Origin of the sequence: Amycolatopsis sp. cmx-11-12 (assembly GCF_046269425.1) — a bacterium.
Taxonomy (GTDB): Bacteria; Actinomycetota; Actinomycetes; order Mycobacteriales; family Pseudonocardiaceae; genus Amycolatopsis.
Window position 1 is genome coordinate 1 of the sequence record NZ_JADNQM010000026.1, and the last position, 16,193, is coordinate 16,193.

12 protein-coding genes and 1 pseudogene are annotated in these 16,193 nt (G+C 68.3%); 2 read left to right on the forward strand and 11 right to left on the reverse strand.

Annotated elements, in window-relative coordinates:
• Positions 1–123: pseudogene (locus ACLARN_RS29640) on the forward strand (IS630 family transposase); the annotation flags it as partial.
• A gap of 457 nt (positions 124–580) precedes the next feature.
• On the opposite strand, the gene ACLARN_RS29645 reads toward ACLARN_RS29640, so the two are convergent.
• From ACLARN_RS29645 to eccD, 10 genes are all read right to left on the reverse strand, one after another.
• Positions 581–1,675: a hypothetical protein gene (locus ACLARN_RS29645; protein ID WP_409494761.1), complete on the reverse strand. Its 1,095-nt coding sequence runs from the start codon at positions 1,673–1,675 to the stop codon at positions 581–583.
• A 66-nt stretch (positions 1,676–1,741) separates the two neighbouring features.
• Complete coding sequence (locus tag ACLARN_RS29650; RefSeq protein WP_409494762.1) at positions 1,742–2,062, reverse strand: hypothetical protein; 321 nt, start codon at positions 2,060–2,062, stop codon at positions 1,742–1,744.
• A 12-nt stretch (positions 2,063–2,074) separates the two neighbouring features.
• Positions 2,075–4,102: a hypothetical protein gene (locus ACLARN_RS29655; protein WP_409494763.1), complete on the reverse strand. Its 2,028-nt coding sequence runs from the start codon at positions 4,100–4,102 to the stop codon at positions 2,075–2,077.
• The gene (locus ACLARN_RS29660; protein WP_409494764.1) at positions 4,095–4,469 is read right to left on the reverse strand and encodes a YbaB/EbfC family nucleoid-associated protein; all 375 of its coding nucleotides are present in this window, start codon (positions 4,467–4,469) and stop codon (positions 4,095–4,097) included. The genes ACLARN_RS29655 and ACLARN_RS29660 overlap by 8 nt, the downstream gene beginning before the upstream one ends.
• Positions 4,444–6,510, reverse strand: coding sequence for a hypothetical protein (locus tag ACLARN_RS29665; protein WP_409494765.1), 2,067 nt, complete (start codon positions 6,508–6,510; stop codon positions 4,444–4,446). Before ACLARN_RS29665 ends, ACLARN_RS29660 begins: the two co-directional genes overlap by 26 nt.
• Before the next feature lie 93 nt (positions 6,511–6,603).
• On the reverse strand, positions 6,604–7,074 hold the full coding sequence (locus ACLARN_RS29670; RefSeq protein WP_409494766.1) for a hypothetical protein: 471 nt from the start codon (positions 7,072–7,074) through the stop codon (positions 6,604–6,606).
• Between the two features lie 33 nt (positions 7,075–7,107).
• On the reverse strand, positions 7,108–7,407 hold the full coding sequence (locus ACLARN_RS29675; protein ID WP_409494767.1) for a WXG100 family type VII secretion target: 300 nt from the start codon (positions 7,405–7,407) through the stop codon (positions 7,108–7,110).
• A gap of 34 nt (positions 7,408–7,441) precedes the next feature.
• Positions 7,442–7,783, reverse strand: a complete 342-nt coding sequence (locus ACLARN_RS29680; protein ID WP_409494768.1) for a WXG100 family type VII secretion target — start codon at positions 7,781–7,783, stop codon at positions 7,442–7,444.
• 104 nt (positions 7,784–7,887) lie between these two features.
• Positions 7,888–9,294, reverse strand: a complete 1,407-nt coding sequence (gene eccB, locus ACLARN_RS29685; RefSeq protein ID WP_409494769.1) for a type VII secretion protein EccB — start codon at positions 9,292–9,294, stop codon at positions 7,888–7,890.
• A 2-nt stretch (positions 9,295–9,296) separates the two neighbouring features.
• Entirely contained in the window at positions 9,297–10,670 is a 1,374-nt protein-coding gene (eccD, locus tag ACLARN_RS29690; protein WP_409494770.1) for a type VII secretion integral membrane protein EccD, read from the reverse strand.
• A gap of 122 nt (positions 10,671–10,792) precedes the next feature.
• On the opposite strand from eccD, the gene eccCa reads away from it, so the two are divergent.
• Complete coding sequence (gene eccCa, locus ACLARN_RS29695) at positions 10,793–14,767, forward strand: type VII secretion protein EccCa (RefSeq protein WP_409494771.1); 3,975 nt, start codon at positions 10,793–10,795, stop codon at positions 14,765–14,767.
• A gap of 283 nt (positions 14,768–15,050) precedes the next feature.
• On the opposite strand, the gene ACLARN_RS29700 is transcribed toward eccCa, so the two are convergent.
• Positions 15,051–16,187, reverse strand: a complete 1,137-nt coding sequence (locus tag ACLARN_RS29700; protein ID WP_409494772.1) for a S8 family serine peptidase — start codon at positions 16,185–16,187, stop codon at positions 15,051–15,053.
• Between the last annotated feature and the right edge of the window lie 6 nt (positions 16,188–16,193).

The following is a 16,193-nucleotide window of genomic DNA, read 5'->3' on the forward strand; positions in this document are numbered from 1 at the left end:
ACCGCGATCCGCGCCTTCATCGACGGCTGGAACAACCGCTGCCACCCGTTCACCTGGACCAAGACCGCCGACGAAATCCTGCCCCACGCCACCCGTCAACGAACATCAGACGCGCGACACTAGAGGAGTGATTCCGTGAAGATCGCGTGAAGGGTAGCCCCGCGAAGGAATCCTTCCCTTGACTGTCCACAAAGGACGTACCTTAAGCCGAATTTTCTGATTTGCCATCGTTTATCCGAGTTTTCTCGTGTGTCAAGGCCTCTTTCCTTGCGCCTGGCGCAAGGAAAGAGGCCTTGACACACGAGAGACAACCGAGCCGACCGCGAGGCCATGTCCACTCCCCGCGGGCGACCCGTCCAGGTTCTGCCGCCGCCCTCCTGAGTGCCTGTCCGACCAGGGTAAAACACGTCAGAAATACGCCCACGCCATCAACCTTAAGTTCCTGGCATTGACTCTGAGGGTAAGCAAGGAGGCCTTCATGACCTTGGCGATACGGACATACCGCATCTAATAGGTCCCTCAGGGAATCCTTCACGGACCGCCGGACCGCAGATCTCCTGCCCTCGGCTGGAGGCCGGGATCACGCCTGGCACTTGGCTTTCACCATCGCTGCGGCGTGGTGCGCGTAGGTCTTGGTCGAGCCGGACCAGTCGCGACCCCGGTTGAGCAGCTGCACGGCGAGTTTCGCGCCGTTCGCCCGGAAGGTGCCGACGTTCACCCATCGGCCGCGGTTGCCGACCTGGTTGATCTGGAACGTCCCGACTGGCGTGGCCTTCTCGACCGCGAACCGGTCGAAGACGCGGTAGACCGACGGGCTGCCGCCCGCCACGGTGATGTCGCCGCTCGGGATGAACACCGAGACCGCGCACGATCCGGTGGTCACCGGGCCGGTGTTGAACGTCCACACGCCGTACGCGCTGGGGTCGTCCTTGTTCGCGTCGCCGGACATCGGGATGGAGACGAACGAGCTGCCGCAGCCGCCGTTGCCGTGGTTCACCCAGCCTGACTTGCCGTCGCTGTACGCCCCGGCGCCGATGAACTGGGTGCCCCCACCGCAGCCCTTGCCCGCCATACCCTCGTAGACCACCGACTTGGCGGCGGGCGGGGCGGGCGGACCTTGCGGCTGGGGTTTGTTCTGTTGCTGCACCGGCGCCGGGCCGCCACCGCCCTGCGGTCCCGGGCCCGCCGGGTTCCCGGCGGCGGGCGGTGCCGCGGGAATCCCCGCCGGAACGCCGTTCTGGCCCACCGGCAGGCCTTCGACCGGCTGGCCGGGCAGCGCGCCGACGGGCAGGCCTCCGGCGTTGTTGTCCGCGGGCGGGGCGGCGAGCCCCGGCACGAATCCGCCACCCGGCGGCAGATCCCGCGCGTAGCCGGCGGCGTTCGGCCCCTCGCCGGGCTGGTCGTCGCCCAGCAAACCGCTGAGCGCCAACGGCAAGGCGACCAGCACGACACCGGCGACCGCCGCCGCGACGATCACCGGTTTGGGCAAGCGGCCCGGTGTCGACGATTCGACGGCGGCGCCCGCGTCCACGACCGGCGGCACGGCACCCGCCGCGACGGTCTTGGCGGCGGCCGGTGTGGTTTCGTTGTCCGCCTTCGCTTCCGGGGCGGCAGGCGTGACCTCCGCCGCGGCGGCGACCGCGACTCCGGTGGACTGTTCTGCGTCCGTGGACATGGTGTTCCCGCTTCCTCTACTGACTCAGGTTCTTGCCGGCAGGACCCGTTCGGCCGCCGGAGTCGATCACGGGCGCTTGGTGCCGCCGCGCACGTTCGCGATGTTCTCGGTCTCCACGTTGCGAAGGTTGAGCGCCATGCCCTTCGTCACGTTGGTCTGGTTCCGGACGACCTCTTTGATCGAAGTGAAGGCTTCTTCGACCTTCTGCGCCGGGCCGAAGAGGTTCTCCTTGATCTCGGCGCCCATCTCGTCGTCACCGCAGGCTTCGAGCAGCAGGGCGAGCCGATCCGCGCCGAGTTCACAGATCAGGTCCATTTTGGCCGCGATCGACTGGTACCCCTCGCCGATGATCTCCATGGCCCTCGGGTCGGCGCTGAAGTTCGACATCGTCTCCCGTCCTCATCCTGTCGTGGTGCCCGTGCCCTGACCGGCCGCCGGGTTGATGCTGTGTCTCGTCGAGGGTTCGCCGTCCTGGTTGACGCGCACCTGGGCGCCACCCGGCCGTCGGGTCCGGCGCCTTCGCCTGCCCAGCACGCCGGGAGCCACCGTGGGATCGGTGCCCCAGGTCTCCTCGTCCTCGGCGAGCCAGGTGGCCCGCTCGCGTTCGCCTTTGTCCTGTCCCGCTCCACCGGCACCGGCACCACCCGCCGACGGCGGATAGAACGGCACACCGCTGCCCGTTGTCCCTTTAGGACCACCTAGAGTCCCTTTAGGACTGTCAGCTGGATTCGGGACCGTGGCGGGCGGAGTCACCGGGTTCCCGCCCATCGACGTGGTGGGCGGCGAAACACCGACCCGGCCGCCGCCGAGGGAACCCGGTCCACTGTGGAAGTTCGCCTGCGGGTCGAACTTCGACATCGTCAAGGGTGGCGCATCGGGTGCGCGGAGTGCCGGGAGCGGCGGAGGTGTGCTGCGCCGCAACGAATTGAGGTGCCGTTCCAGCGCCGTCTCGTTGACGCCGGTCCGCGTCTCCGGGGTCGGGTAAGCCTTGCGCAGGCGATCCTTCTGCTCGAGGTTCGCGCCGTTCCTCGGGCCGACGATCTCGCCGTTCGCGTTCACCCGAGAGCCGGGCGGGACGATGATCGGCCTGCCGTCGGAACCCAGCACGGGTTTCCCGTTGGGGCCGATGACGGTGCCGTCCCGGCCGACGTACGAACCGGTGGGCACTTTCAGGGTGGTGTTCGGCCCACCGCCACCGATCTGGGTGATCGGCGGCGGAAAGAACCCGCCAGGACCGTTCTTGACGTTCGTGTCGGTCCTGATGATCCGAGGAGGCGGGGGTGGCGGCGGTGGCGTGGATACGGTGGTGGTGATCGGTCCTTTGTCGCCGCCCGAACCGTTTCCTCCGCCAGGACCGGTCCCGTCGCCTCCGGAACCACCTCCGGAGCCACCGGAGCCACCGGAGCCTCCGGAACCACCGGGGGCGAGGTTGACGTAGGCGGGATCCTTGATCGTCGGCAGTTTCGCGGTCGCCAGCTGGTAAGTCGCCGCCAGCAACCCCACCGTGCTGGCTCCCCAGCTGTCCAAAAAGGTCAGGTGTTGACGCCAGACCCACTTGGCCGCATTTTCCAGCTTCTCACGCGGAGCGGTTTCGGTCACGGCTCCACCGAGGAGGTCGCTCACCGGCCATCCGTCCTTCTCCCTGGTGTACTTGGGGGGAAAGTGGCTGCCGAAATCCGCCACCAGCTCCGGCGACTGCCAGATCGCGCGTACCACGCCGGTCGGCGAGCAAAGCTGCGACCCGGGCCCGGTGACCGCGAACCCCAGCCCGGTGTCGTAGGTGAAACTGTTGTCCCCCTGCCAAAACGCGCGACCGTCGTACAGCATGGTCACGCCGTGCTTCAGCAGTCCCTTCGCATCACGGAGCGCGGTCCACGAAGTGCGTTCGTGGCTCATCTGTTCCACGAGGTCCCGGCATTTGAAGGCGAGTTTGTCCAGCACCGTCCAAAAAGCACTCGCGCCGGTGCCCTGGAAGTCGTCGCCGCGATGGCCGGTCTTGTTCCGCTCGGTCTCCAGCGGGGCGACCTGCGCGGTCAGCCAGGTCGCGACACCCTCCAGCGTGGTCGCCGCCGTTTCGAAGCTGCGCTGGTTGCCGACGGCGTTGAGGTCGTTGTACAGGGAATCCACGATGTTGTTGGCGTTGCCGAAGTACTTCGCCGCCACGTCGTCGAGCTCTTTGGTCGCGTCGGCGACGCCGTACCACGACGTGAAGAACGTCATTCCCTCGGCGTGGATCAAATTCGTCGGCACGTGATTGCTCGGCCCGCGAAGATGGGTACGGGTCTCCCACTTCAGCCAGGTCTGCTTGATGACCTCCTCGCGCGACGGCACGATCGGGCAATGGGGCTCGACACTGAAGATGTTGAGTGCCTGCTCCCAGAGCCAGGTCCTCGTGTCCGGCCCGCCCAGGATCAGGGAGCTAGTCACGTCGTCCGCCGAAGACGTCCGATGGCGCCTCGTTCCAGAGCGGCGCGAACGCCTTGTCGACTTCGGTGGTGCCCGTCATGGCCGCACGGAGATCGGCGCGCTGATCCATGAGCGGGCCGAAGACCTCGACGACCGTGTCCGCCATTTCCCGCCGGGCGCGCTCGAACGTCTCGATCAGCGTCTTGGACAGTTGTTCGGGCGGCATGGAGCGGTACATCGTGGTGTGGAACTTCATGCCCACCAAGGAGTTCTTGGCGTCCACGGTCACGGTGACCAGACGGTCCGCGGAGGTCGCCGAAGTCGTCCGCGAGGCGAGGTCGGCCTTCGCCGACTCGATCCGGTCACGCTGATCCTTCAGCGTGACCATAGCCTGGTGAAGTTGATCCTCCAGCCAGTCGGCCATCGTTTCCTCCCTGTCCGTAATTGCGTGAACCACCGGCGCCGCTTCCCGCGACCCGTCTGCCGCGTTTGCGGGCACCCAGCACCGACGGCGGGAGCTTCGGGTCGGTACCCCAGGTCTCCTCGTCTTCGGCCAGCCAGGTGGTCCGGTCGCGCTCGCCCTTGTTCTGGTCTCCGCCCGCCCCGCCGCCGGGGCCACCGGCGGTGGGCGGATAGAACGGCACACCGCCCATCCCGTTCTGCGAGCCCCCGTTCCCTTGCTGATTCTTGATCAGCGAAGGACCACCCTCGGTCGTCACCGGTTTCTCCGGCGGCGGCGTGGCGGTGGTCTCGGGCCTGCCGCCACCGTTCACCCCGGTCGAGCCGACGGAGCCGGCCGAGCCCAGATGGGACACCGGACCCGAAGATCCACTGTGGAGGGTCTGCGGACCGCTGGAGGACAGCGACAGCGGCGGCGAGTGGGTGTTGTTCAGCAAGGTCGGCATCGACGGAGCGTTGTTGCCGCGCAAAGACTTCAGATACTGATCCAGCTCGCTCTGCTGTTTGGTGTCCTGATTGGTCGGCTCCGGCCGGGACAGGCGGTCCTTCTCGGCGAGCTTCTCACCTTTCGGGCTGAGAATTTCGCCGTTCGGGCTCACCGTGGACCCACGCGGCACGACGATCTGCCGCCCGAAGGCGTCGAGAACCGGTTTGTTGTCCGGGCCGCGGACCACGCCGTCCAGGCCGACCGAGGAGCCGATCGGCACCTTCAGCTGCGTCTCCGGGCTCGGCAGGCCGGGTGGTGGCTTGGGCGGCGGCTTGAACGGGTTGTTGGGGTTGTTGGGGTTGTTGGGATTGAGCGGGTTGTTCTTGTCGAACGGCGGGACCTTTCCGCCGTTCCCCTTGTTGTCTTTGGTGTCCTTGTTGTTCGGGGGCCCTTCCTTGCCTCCGGGAGGCGGCGGCACCTTCGTCTTCGGCGGCCCGGGCGGGGGCGGCGGAGGAGGCGGCGTGGGCGGCGGCTTCGGCCCGTCCTTTCCCCCGGTGGGCGGCGGCTTCTTGTGGAGGTTGGGCCGATGCGGTTCGAGGATCGTCGGCAGGAGCAGCTTCGTTTTGCCGTAGACCTGGGGAAGCTCGGTGAGAACGGACAGGGCTGCGGGATCCAGGAACTTCGTGATGTGCTTCGTCCACAACTCCTTGGCCGCGGCCACGATCCCGTCCCAGAACACCGGGTTCCTGGCGTCCGCGTTGAGGAAGTCGCACCGCGGGTAATGCTCGAATACGGTTGTCTTGTCGTCCTCGGCCTTGTTGTCCTTCAGATCCTGGGTGAACCGGGGACTGGTCCAGATCGCCGCCAACGCGCCCGACGGCGTGGAAAAATCGTGACAGGCCGCCGTGACCGGACCGAAAAGACTGATGTCATGCGTGGTCGTTTCGGTGACGGACCGCCATTTTTCATAGGCTTGCGTGAGAGCGTCGAACGCCCACCGCAGAACGAGTTCCGCTTCGTTGATGCCGACAGTGGCGGCGTCGTCCGTCGGAGCCCTGAAGTTCTTCAGTCCCGCGGGACGGTCCCCCAGCTGATTTCCGAGGTCGGTGCACCGGAACATCAAATTGTCCAGAACCTCCCAAAAGGCCCCGGCGCCGGTCCCCTGGAAGTCGTCGCCCTTCTTCCCCACCTTGTCGCGCACTTTGCCCAGCGCCGTGGCCTGCTCGGTGAGCAGGGTCTTCGTCCCGTTCAACGCGTCGTACGCCCTGGTGAACGTCCACGGCTGTGCCACCGGGTTGTTGTTGGGCGTACCCACCATGGAAGTGAAGAGGGCTGCCATGTTGCCACAGAAGGTCTCGACGGGCTTCGTGAGCGCTTCGTCGTTGGGACTGGCCACCGCGAAGTACTGCATCGTGCTCGTATAGGTGACAGCCTCGAACTTCCAGCCCTCGGGCAGCTTGTGACCGACACCGTAAAGGCTCGCCCAGACATCCCACTTGAGCCATTGGAGCTTCAGGATGTCGTCGCGGGGAGGAATCTTCATGGACTGGGGCGAACCGGATGTGCAGTCGAAGATGTTGAGGACATCTTCCCACGTCCTGTTCGTTCCGCCGGGAACGAACGCGGTCATCGCGACTCAACTCCCGCCGGTACCGGTGTTGTTGCCCCCACCGGTGTTGTTTCCCCCGCCGGTGGTGCCGCCACCGGGTTTGAACGCGAGGATCTCACCGAGCTGACTCATGTCCAGTTCGGTGGACAACTTGATGTTCTCGTCCTCGCCCCGCACCGCCACCCCCACCACGTAGGTGATGTTCCTGTTCAGCGCGATGAGCTGATCCTGGATCAGCTTGACCTGGGTGTACAGCGTGGGCCCGGTGCCCTTGCCGGCGAGTTCGTAGGCGTCCATCAGCAACTTGGCGGGCTCCCACGTCTCGACGCCCGCCATCAGCCGTCGTTTCCCGGCACCGCCACCCACAGTGAGGGCCAGCTCCGCGACATGCGGGTTCGTCTCCAGCCCGGTGACCATCGGCCCGAGAACGTTCTTCTGGAAGTCCTGCAGAAAGCTGACCGTGATCTTGATGTCGCCGCTTTCCGGCTTCTCCGCCACGCCGCTTCTCCTTTCACCAAGAGCGGACCGGAATCAGAGCTGGAACTTCGCGCCGATGTTCTTGTCCGTGCGCTGATAGTTGTCGTAGGACAGGGAAAGCGTCTGGTGGCCCTTGGTGAAGCGGCCTTCCATGGCGCTGGTCGTGGCGTGCCACTTGCGCTGCAATTCCGTGTAGTTGGTGGCACCTTGGCCGATCCAACTGTCGGTCATCGGCTTGATGGACTTCTCCAGATCGATCAGCGCGTTGTCGATCGCCTTGCTCAGCCCGACCATCCGCTCGGCCAGGTGCGGAAGGTTTCCGCTGACCGCGAAACCGTCGTGTGATGCGCTCATGGTTGTTTCCTCTCCAAGAATGGGGTCGGTGCGATCAGGTCAGTGCTTTGTAGATGCCGCCGCCGACGCCACCGCCGTCGCCGAACGACGTCAGGGCACTGAGGTTGATGTCCTCTTCGGAGTTGTTCATCTGGATGTCGCTCGCGTTGACCATCTCCTTGATCTCCGTCAGCAGACGGAGAACCTGGAGGTATTCCCCTTCCCAGGTGTCGAGCTGGGTCAGGAAGGTCTGGGACGCCGCGCCCTGCCAGTCCTTCTGCAGGTCGGCGCGGACCGCCGCGACCCCACCGTGGATCGTCTTGCACTCGGTTTCGCAGGCCTCGATGGCGGTGATACCGCCCTTCATCCCGCTGTCGCTCTTCTGGAAATTCGACATGTCCGGCTCCTTCCTCGTGATGACGCTCCAGGACAAGGACACCAACACCGGGTGCGGGAGACCATGCGGAACCACCGGCAGAAGTTGTCGTGTGGTTCCTCTGGTCAGGAACCGCAGGCGGTGGCCGCGGGCAGCACCGCGCCCCCGTCACGGAGCAGCCCCGGGTCCAGCGCGGACCCGGTCGGCAACAGGTTCAGCAGAGCCACCGGGAGCCCGTTCGCCCTGGATCCACCCAGGTCCAGTGCCTTGGCTCCGGCGGGCGGCACGGGATACTTCACGCCCGAATCGGTCACCAGGAAGAGCGCGTCCCCCGCCCGTCCCGACGCGGCGGTCGCCTTGACCAGCGCACCGGAACCGGGCCGGACCGCGATCCGGTCGACCCGCGCGCACGGCGCGGAAATACCCGGTTGGACGAACGGTGGCCGCCCGGCCGCGGTCAGCCCGTCGGCCACCGCCACCTGCGTACGCGGTGTGTCGCCGTCCGGGGTGACGAGAGCGCACAAGCCCTGTCCACTATGGAGTGTCGTGGCCCGCGGCGGTTTCATCGGCGGCGGTGGCTCCGCCGAGGACAGATGCTCGCTGACCACGCGGCCGGGCAGCTGCCCCACCGCGACGTCGCCGCCGTCGTAGGCGGCGCGGCGGACCTCCGGGTCGACGAGCAGCAGTCGCGCGTCGAGTTCGGAGACCGGGGTGAACCCCGACTTCGTGAGCACGTAATGCTGCGATGGCTCGCCGGACACCGTGTACACCCTGCCGACGCGTGAACCCGTCGTGCCGAGACCGGGTCCCTCGGTGCCGATGCCGGGAATCGACGGCGGCCCGAAATCCGGTCCGGCGGGCAACGCGTCCAGCAACGAGGCCGGCGCCTTCACCGGCTGGAGCACCCCGTCGAGCGCGTCGAGCGCGTTCCGGTCCGACGCCACTCGATGGCGTTTGCCGCGCCACAGAAGGAACGTCGCGCCGTCCGGGGCGACGACCACGACCGCCGCGTCGTCACCGAGCGGCTTCGAGGTCCCGCCGCCCACGCGCATCATGGTCGGTCCGGACTGATCGCGGCCGGTGAGGGCGCACACCTCCCACGGGTCGGAGGCGAGCGAGGGCAGGCCGTCGGGCGCGCCGATGATGCCCAGCGGGTCACCACGGGGCACGTCCTTCAGCGACGCCTCGGCGACGTGCTTCACCACGAGCTGGTTCCCGGCGACCAGTTTGGCCGAGGCGAAGTTCAGCACCGGCAGCAACTTGCCGCCCGCGTAAAGGAACCGCGCCCCGGAGGAATCGGCGACGACCAGCGCGCCTTCCACCCGCCACGACTTGTTCCCGCCCGGTGAAACGAGGCCGAACACCAGCAGGCCGAGGCAAGCGAGAATGGCGATCAACACGCCGATGATGCTGCCCCGGTAGGTCCGGTGCAGCGGGCTTTCCGGCGCGTCCGGATCGACGCGCAGCAACGCCGACGACAGCCGGCCCAGCATGAACTTGTGTGCCTGTACCTGATCGGTTTTCGCGTTCACGGTCAGCCTCCGAGACCACGCATGAAGGCGAACACGCCGATCAGCCACAACGCCAGCGGCAGCAACGACAGCGCCGCGAGGCTCTCCACGATGTCCGCGAGCCTGCCCCACTGCGGCACCAGCCTGCGCCCTGGCAGCGTCCATCGCGCCACGATCAGCACGGCGGCCACCACGAACAACCCGGCCACCATCGGCAGTGGATTGGCCGTGTCCTGCTGTACCGCGAGCAACAGCCGCAGCAGGCCGTACACCCCCGGCACGATCACCGAGAGGCGTTGCCACACACTGCCCAGCGCGCGACCGTGCACCAGCAGCAGCACGCTGAGCACGACGACGAACGTGGTGGCCTGCCACGACCGGTCGTGCACCACGAATTCGAGCGAGACGAGACAGGCCAGGCCGATCGCGGCGAACAACGCCGTGACGAAGGAGTCCGCGATCCGGCCCTTGACGACGACCTCGTCACCCGGGTGCGGGTCGAGTTCCTCCTGCAATTCCTGTGCCGTGGTGGGCAATCCCGGCAGCCGGAGCCCGGACAGCCGGAAGGCGATCCTCGGCACGAACGCGCCGAGCAGCACCGCGATCACGGCGATGATCGTCGCCGAAACGGCCGCGCTGGCCCCGCCGAGCATCAGCACCAGCCCGCCGATGGCGCACAACAAGCCCAGTGTCGCGACCGAGATGAACACCGGTGCGGCGCCCGCGACGGCGGCGAGGCCGAGCGCGGCCGCCCCCGCGCCCGCCACGCACGCGGCCAGCAGCCGGGCACCGGTCAGCACGGTGCCCTCCGGTCCACTGGGGACGATCGACCCGGCCAGCCCGACGAACGGGACCGCGGCCAGCGCCAGTGCGAGCGCCGACGTGGCGTCGCCGAGCGCCCGGGCCGCGGTGGCCGAGCAGACCAGCAGGAAGAGCGCCGCGGCACCGGCGGCCACCAGGGTCGGCCAGGTCGCCGGGGCGGACACCAGCAGCACGAACCCGAGCGCGACGACCGTCAGTGCCGTGCCGAGCATCGTCCAGCGCGTCGCCCCCGCGCTCCAGGAGTCCGGACGGGCCCGCGCCTCGGTGGACAGGCCGTCGATGATGTCGTCGAAGTGGACGGTCGGGAGTTGTTCGCGACGTGGCCGCAGGTGCAGCGTTTCGCCGTCGCGCAACTTCAGCGATTCGATGGTGGATTCCTGATCCAGCGGGGGATCCCCGAGCCGCTGGAGACCCCAGCCGTCGTGGTCCACCCCCTCTTCGGCCAGATCCTTGCCCGCGTGTCCGAGGATCGTCGGCATCAGGTCGATCAAGGGGATGTCCATGGGCACCGCCAGCTCGAAGCAGGCGTCTGGAGCACGGACACGGAGTTTGCACAGCCCTGAAGCGGTCGCCATGGCACAAGCCTTCGTTTCGGCGACCAACGCGCGGTGTCGTGAGTGAACCATCGCGTGGTCGGATTTCGTCACCTCTAGTGGAGCTGCCACCACAGCGCGTCCGAGAGGGAAGGAATCCGGGCTTGAGTGTAATCACATTCCGCAAGGGGCCGCGACGGCCAGGGCCGGAAATGCCCGAAGGCGAGCTGAGTATCCAAGAACCGCCGACCCTGCCCGAAGTCCAGCGCAGTGCCGGCGCGGTCATGATGTACCTGCCGATGGCGCTGTCATCGACGGCGACCGTGCTGCTGTTCGTCCGGCCGGGTGAGAACGGCGCGTTCAGCTACCTGGCCGCCGGGCTGATGACGGTGTCGTCGATGGCCATGCTGGTCGGCCAGCTCGGCCGCAGCGCGGGCGAACGCAAACAGAAACTCAACGATTCCCGCCGCGACTACCTCCGCTACCTGGCGCAATCCCGCCGCAAGGTCCGCGAAGTCGTCACGAGCCAACGAGAAGCCCTGATCTGGCGGCACCCCGACCCGCATTCGCTGTGGTCCCTGCCCGGCACGTCGAGGATGTGGGAACGGGACGCGCAGGACGAGGACTTCGGCGAGATCCGCATCGGACGGGGCCCGCAACGCCTGGCGTGGCGGCTGAATCCGCTGTCCACCAAACCGGTGGACGATCTGGAGCCGCTGTCCGCGCACGCGCTGCGCCGCTTCATCCACGCGTACGGAACCGTGGCGGGCCAGCCGGTCGCGGTGTTCCTGCCGTCGTTCGCCCGGATCCTGCTGCGGGTGGCCGAAGACACGGACATCGAGCGCATCCGGGCACTGGCCCGCTCGATGATCGCCCATCTCGCGGTCTTCCACTCCCCCGCGGAACTGCGGATCCTCATCCTCACCTCGCCCGAACGGCGGGCGGCGTGGGACTGGGTGAAATGGCTGCCGCACAACCTCCATCCCAACGAGACCGACGGCGCGGGCGAGACCCGGCTTGTGGTGGAATCCACGGCGGAGCTGGAAAACGCGCTGAGCGACGAATTCGCGACCAGGCCGGGATTCGATCCGGACGCGCTGCCGGACAGCCACGAACCGTGCGTAATGGTGTTCGTGGACGGCGCCACGGTGCCGCCCACATCGCGGCTGGCCGGTGACGGCTACCGCAACACGACGGTCGTGGACCTGTCCTCGGGGCTGCCGGAAGGAAACGATCCGGAGACACTGCGGCTGCGGCTCGAAGACGGGATGCTGAAGCTGATCACGGTCGATCAGCAGAACAAGGAGGTCGCCGGCGACCTCGGGGAGCCCGACGGGATCGGCGTCAACACCGCGACCGCGCTGGCGATGCGGCTGGCGCCGTACCGGGTCGGCGCCCGGCAGCGGTCGGCCGAACCGATGACCGCCAACTTCGACCTGACGACCATGCTGGGCATCCACGACATCCAGACCCACGACGTGGCGGCGGGCTGGGCGGCGAAACGGCCCGGCGGCAGGCTCCGGGTGCCGCTCGGCATCGGCCCGACCGGGTCGCCGGTCGATCTCGACATCAAGGAATCCGCCCAGTCGGGGATGGGCCCGCACGGCATGCTGATCGGCGCGACCGGTTCCGGGAAGTCGGAGCTGCTGCGCACGCTGGTGCTGGCGCTCGCGCTCACCCATTCCTCGGAGGTCCTGAACTTCGTCCTGGTGGACTTCAAGGGTGGCGCGACCTTCCTCGGTCTCGACGGGCTGCCGCACACCTCCGCGGTGATCACCAACCTCGCCGACGAGGCCGCGCTGGTCGGCCGGATGCGCGAGGCGCTCAACGGGGAACTGGTGCGGCGCCAGGAACTTCTGCGCAAGGCGGGCAACTACAGCTCCGCGCTGGACTACGAACGGGCACGGGCGAACGGGACCCCCCTCGCTCCGCTGCCCACGCTCTTCCTGGTGGTCGACGAGTTCAGTGAGCTGCTTTCGGCACACCGCGACTTCATGGACCTGTTCATCATGATCGGCAGGCTCGGCAGGTCGCTGGGTGTGCATCTGCTGCTCGCCTCGCAGCGCTTGGACGAAAGCCGGATCCACCAGCTGGAATCGCATCTGTCCTACCGGATCGGCCTGCGTACCTTTTCGGCGATGGAAAGCCGTGGCGTACTCGGTGTCCCGGACGCCTACCAGCTGCCGTCCGATCCGGGCAACGGTTTCCTCAAGAGCGGCACCGCGGCGCTGGACCGGTTCAAGGCGGCCTACGTCTCCGGTCCGCACCGGGTGGTGCGCCGGAACGTGAAGCAGGCGGTGGTGGCACAACAGGTCGTACCGTTCACGTCGAAGGTCGTCGTCCGCGCCGAACCGGTGCCCGAACCGGAGCCGGTACCCGAACCCGAGCCCGAGGGTTCGGTGCCGAGCCTGCTGGAGCTGGCCGTCGACCGGCTGCGCGACAAAGGCCCTGCCGCGCACCAGGTCTGGCTTCCGCCGCTGGACGCGCCCGGCTCACTGGACGAGCTGCTGCCGCCGCTGGTGGAAACCGCCGAGCGCGGTCTCAGCGCCGAGGGGTGGCCCGGTCGCGGCACCCTGAGCGTGCCGATCGGCCTGATCGACAAACCGTTCGAACAGGCGAGGGACCCGCTGCTGGTGGACCTGGCGGGCAGCGACGGGCACATCGCCATCGTCGGCGCGCCGCAAAGCGGCAAGAGCACGGCCCTGCGCACCTTGATCGCCGCGCTGGCGGTCACCCACACACCGGCCGAGGTCCAGTTCTACTGCCTCGACTTCGGTGGTGGAACGCTGGCGAGCCTGCGGAAACTCCCCCACGTCGGCGGCGTGACCGGACGGCTGGACGTCGAACGCATCCAGCGCACGATCGGCGAGGTCACCTCGCTCCTGACGCGCCGGGAGCGGTTCTTCACCGACAACGACATCGACTCGATGGCCACCTACCGGCGCAAACGGGCGGCCGGCGAGTTCGCCGACCAACGGCACGGTGACGTTTTCCTCGTGGTGGACGGCTGGTCCACCATCCGGCAGGACTTCATGGACCTGCTCCCGACGTTCGTCGAGCTGGCTTCGCGCGGCCTCAACTACGGCATCCACCTGATGCTGGCGTCGAGCCGCTGGAGCGAGATCATCAGCGCCGTCCGCGACCTGGTCGGCACCCAGCTCGAACTGCGGCTCGGCGACCCGGTCGATTCGGTGATCAACATGCGCGCCGCGGCGACCGTCCCGAAGATCCCCGGCCGTGGTCTCACCGACAAGGAACTGCACTTCCTCACCTCCCTGCCGTCGATCGACGGCGCGGAGGGCGACGTCGCCGAGCACGTCGAAACGCTGGTCGAGCGGGTCGCCGCGGCCTGGTCCGGTCCGGTGGCTCCCCCGGTCCGGATGCTGCCCCCGGTACTGGACCACGCCGAACTGCCCGCGCCGGACGCGGACGTGCGGCTGGCACTCGGACTGGACGACCAGCGGCTCGAACCGCTGTGGCACGACTTCGAGGACAACCCGCACCTGATGGTCGTCGGGGACGTGGAGTCCGGGAAGACGAACGTGCTCCGGCTCGTGATCGACGGCATCACCCGGCGGTACAGCCCGCAGGAGGCCCGGATCATCACGGTGGACTACCGCCGCGGCCTGTACGACGCCGTGCCGCAGGACTACCAGCTGGGCTACGCGGTGTCCGGCGACTCGGTGCACGAAATGATCGACGGCGTCGCGCGGGCCGTCCAGACCCGCGTCCCCGGCCCCGACATCACGCCTGCCCGCCTGCGTCTGCGTGACTGGTGGACCGGACCGCAGGTGTTCGTGGTGATCGACGACTACGACATGGTGGCGTCGTCGTCGAACGCGCTGTTCCAGCAGCTGTTCGATCCACTCGCCCAAGGCAACGCGCTGGGCCTGCACCTGATCGTCGCCCGCGGTGCCAACGGGATCGGGCGAGGCGCCAACGACCCCTTGATGCGGCGTCTCGTGGAGGTCAACACCCCGGTGATGCTGTTGTCCTGCCCGCTTTCGGAAGGCATGGTGTTCGGCGAAGTCAGGCCGCGGGTGCTGATCCCCGGCCGGGCGCAGTACGTCACCCGGCGCGGGACGACCGTCGTGCAGACCGCCCTGTCGCAGCACGAAGCGGCGCTCACCACGCGATGATCTCGCCTTTCGCCACCGGCCCCTCCCCCCATGGTGGCGAAAGGCTCGCGGCGGCTACCCCGGCCGCCGAGTCGGAGCCCCGGGTCTCGTCGAGGCCCGGGGCCCCGACATCAAGCGCTGAAGGGGACTTTCCGTGCACCTAGTGCCGCGTGATCCCGCGGGACTTACCCGTGATTGGACGGAGATCTCACGTGATTGGACGGAGATCACGCGAGATCTCCGCTCAATCACGCGTGATCTCCACCTGATCACGCGAGTTCGCCGTCTGATCACACCCTCAGGCTCAAGATTCACGGGAGCCGGCCCGCCATCCGCGACGCCGTCCCCGCGGCACGACGACCGCGGCCGCGCCCAGCAGGGCGGCCACCAGCGCGACACCGGCCGCCAGCAGCAGGGCGGCTTGGCGAGTGGGCTCGAGATCCGGGATCGGCGCCACCGCGACCGGTTCGCGCGGTGCGGTCGCGGGGCCGCCACCCGGCGCGGCGACCGACGTCATCGCCGCGAGCGGGTCGATCACGCTGACCCCTGCCTGCGGATACGCGGTGTCCCGCAGGCGCCGGGCGAGGTCGGCCGCCGTCGTCTCCGGCCGGTAGGACCGGATCAGCGCCGCGGCGGCCGCGACGTGTGCCGCGGCGAACGCGGGTCCGGCGCCGACGACCTGGCCGCCGCCGGGTCCGGTGCCCACGACCAGGTTTCCCGGTGCGGCAACGGATCCGGGTACCGGGGTGGCCTTTCCGCCGGGTTTCCCGTCCGGTCCGATGGCGGTCACCGGGAGCACGCCGGGGAACGCCGCCGGGTAGTACGGGCCCGGCGGGACGTCGCGCGCCGACGTGAAGTCCAGGCCCGCCGCGGCCACGACGAGCGCGCCCGCCGCCACCGCTCGATCGACGGCCTGCCGCAGCGCCGGGTCGGCCTCGGTGACGGCCACCGCCACGCAGATGATCCGGGCGCCCGCCGCGACCGCCCTATCGAGCGCGGCCGCGATACTCGCCGCCGTCGCGGCACCGGGTTTGTCCGTACCGCGCACCGCGAGCACGCGGGCGCCGGGCGCGAGTCCGGCGATCTTGCCGTCTTCCCCGGCGGGAGCGGCGATCAGGCTCGCGACGACCGTGCCGTGCCCGACGCAGTCCGTTCCCCCGTCACCGGCGACCTCGACCCGCAGCGCCGCCGCGTCGACCCCGGTGTCCACCACGGCGACCGTGACGCCCTCGCCGGTGGTGAGCGGCCAGAGCCGGTCCACGCCGAGATAAGGAAGCTGCCACGGCGGTGAAGGGACCTTCTTGCCCGACGAGGCGGTACAGGCCTGGCCTGGCTTCAACGCCTGTGGGATCTGGGGTAGCTCCTTGTCCTGCGCGGCCGCGAGGCCACCGTTCGCCAGAAGGGTGAGTGTCGCGCACGCCACCGCCAGCTGTCGCCTCATCGTCCC

What these genes read in the sequence shown, in the direction of transcription:
- ACLARN_RS29645 (WP_409494761.1), bottom strand. Translation starts at nt 1,675, where the DNA reads ATGTCCACGGACGCAGAACAGTCCACCGGAGTCGCGGTCGCCGCCGCG.
- ACLARN_RS29650 (WP_409494762.1), bottom strand. Translation starts at nt 2,062, where the DNA reads ATGTCGAACTTCAGCGCCGACCCGAGGGCCATGGAGATCATCGGCGAG.
- ACLARN_RS29660 (WP_409494764.1), bottom strand. Translation starts at nt 4,469, where the DNA reads ATGGTCACGCTGAAGGATCAGCGTGACCGGATCGAGTCGGCGAAGGCC.
- ACLARN_RS29665 (WP_409494765.1), bottom strand. Translation starts at nt 6,510, where the DNA reads ATGAAGATTCCTCCCCGCGACGACATCCTGAAGCTCCAATGGCTCAAG.
- ACLARN_RS29675 (WP_409494767.1), bottom strand. Translation starts at nt 7,407, where the DNA reads ATGAGCGCATCACACGACGGTTTCGCGGTCAGCGGAAACCTTCCGCAC.
- ACLARN_RS29680 (WP_409494768.1), bottom strand. Translation starts at nt 7,783, where the DNA reads ATGTCGAATTTCCAGAAGAGCGACAGCGGGATGAAGGGCGGTATCACC.
- eccD (WP_409494770.1), bottom strand. Translation starts at nt 10,670, where the DNA reads ATGGCGACCGCTTCAGGGCTGTGCAAACTCCGTGTCCGTGCTCCAGAC.
- ACLARN_RS29700 (WP_409494772.1), bottom strand. Translation starts at nt 16,187, where the DNA reads ATGAGGCGACAGCTGGCGGTGGCGTGCGCGACACTCACCCTTCTGGCG.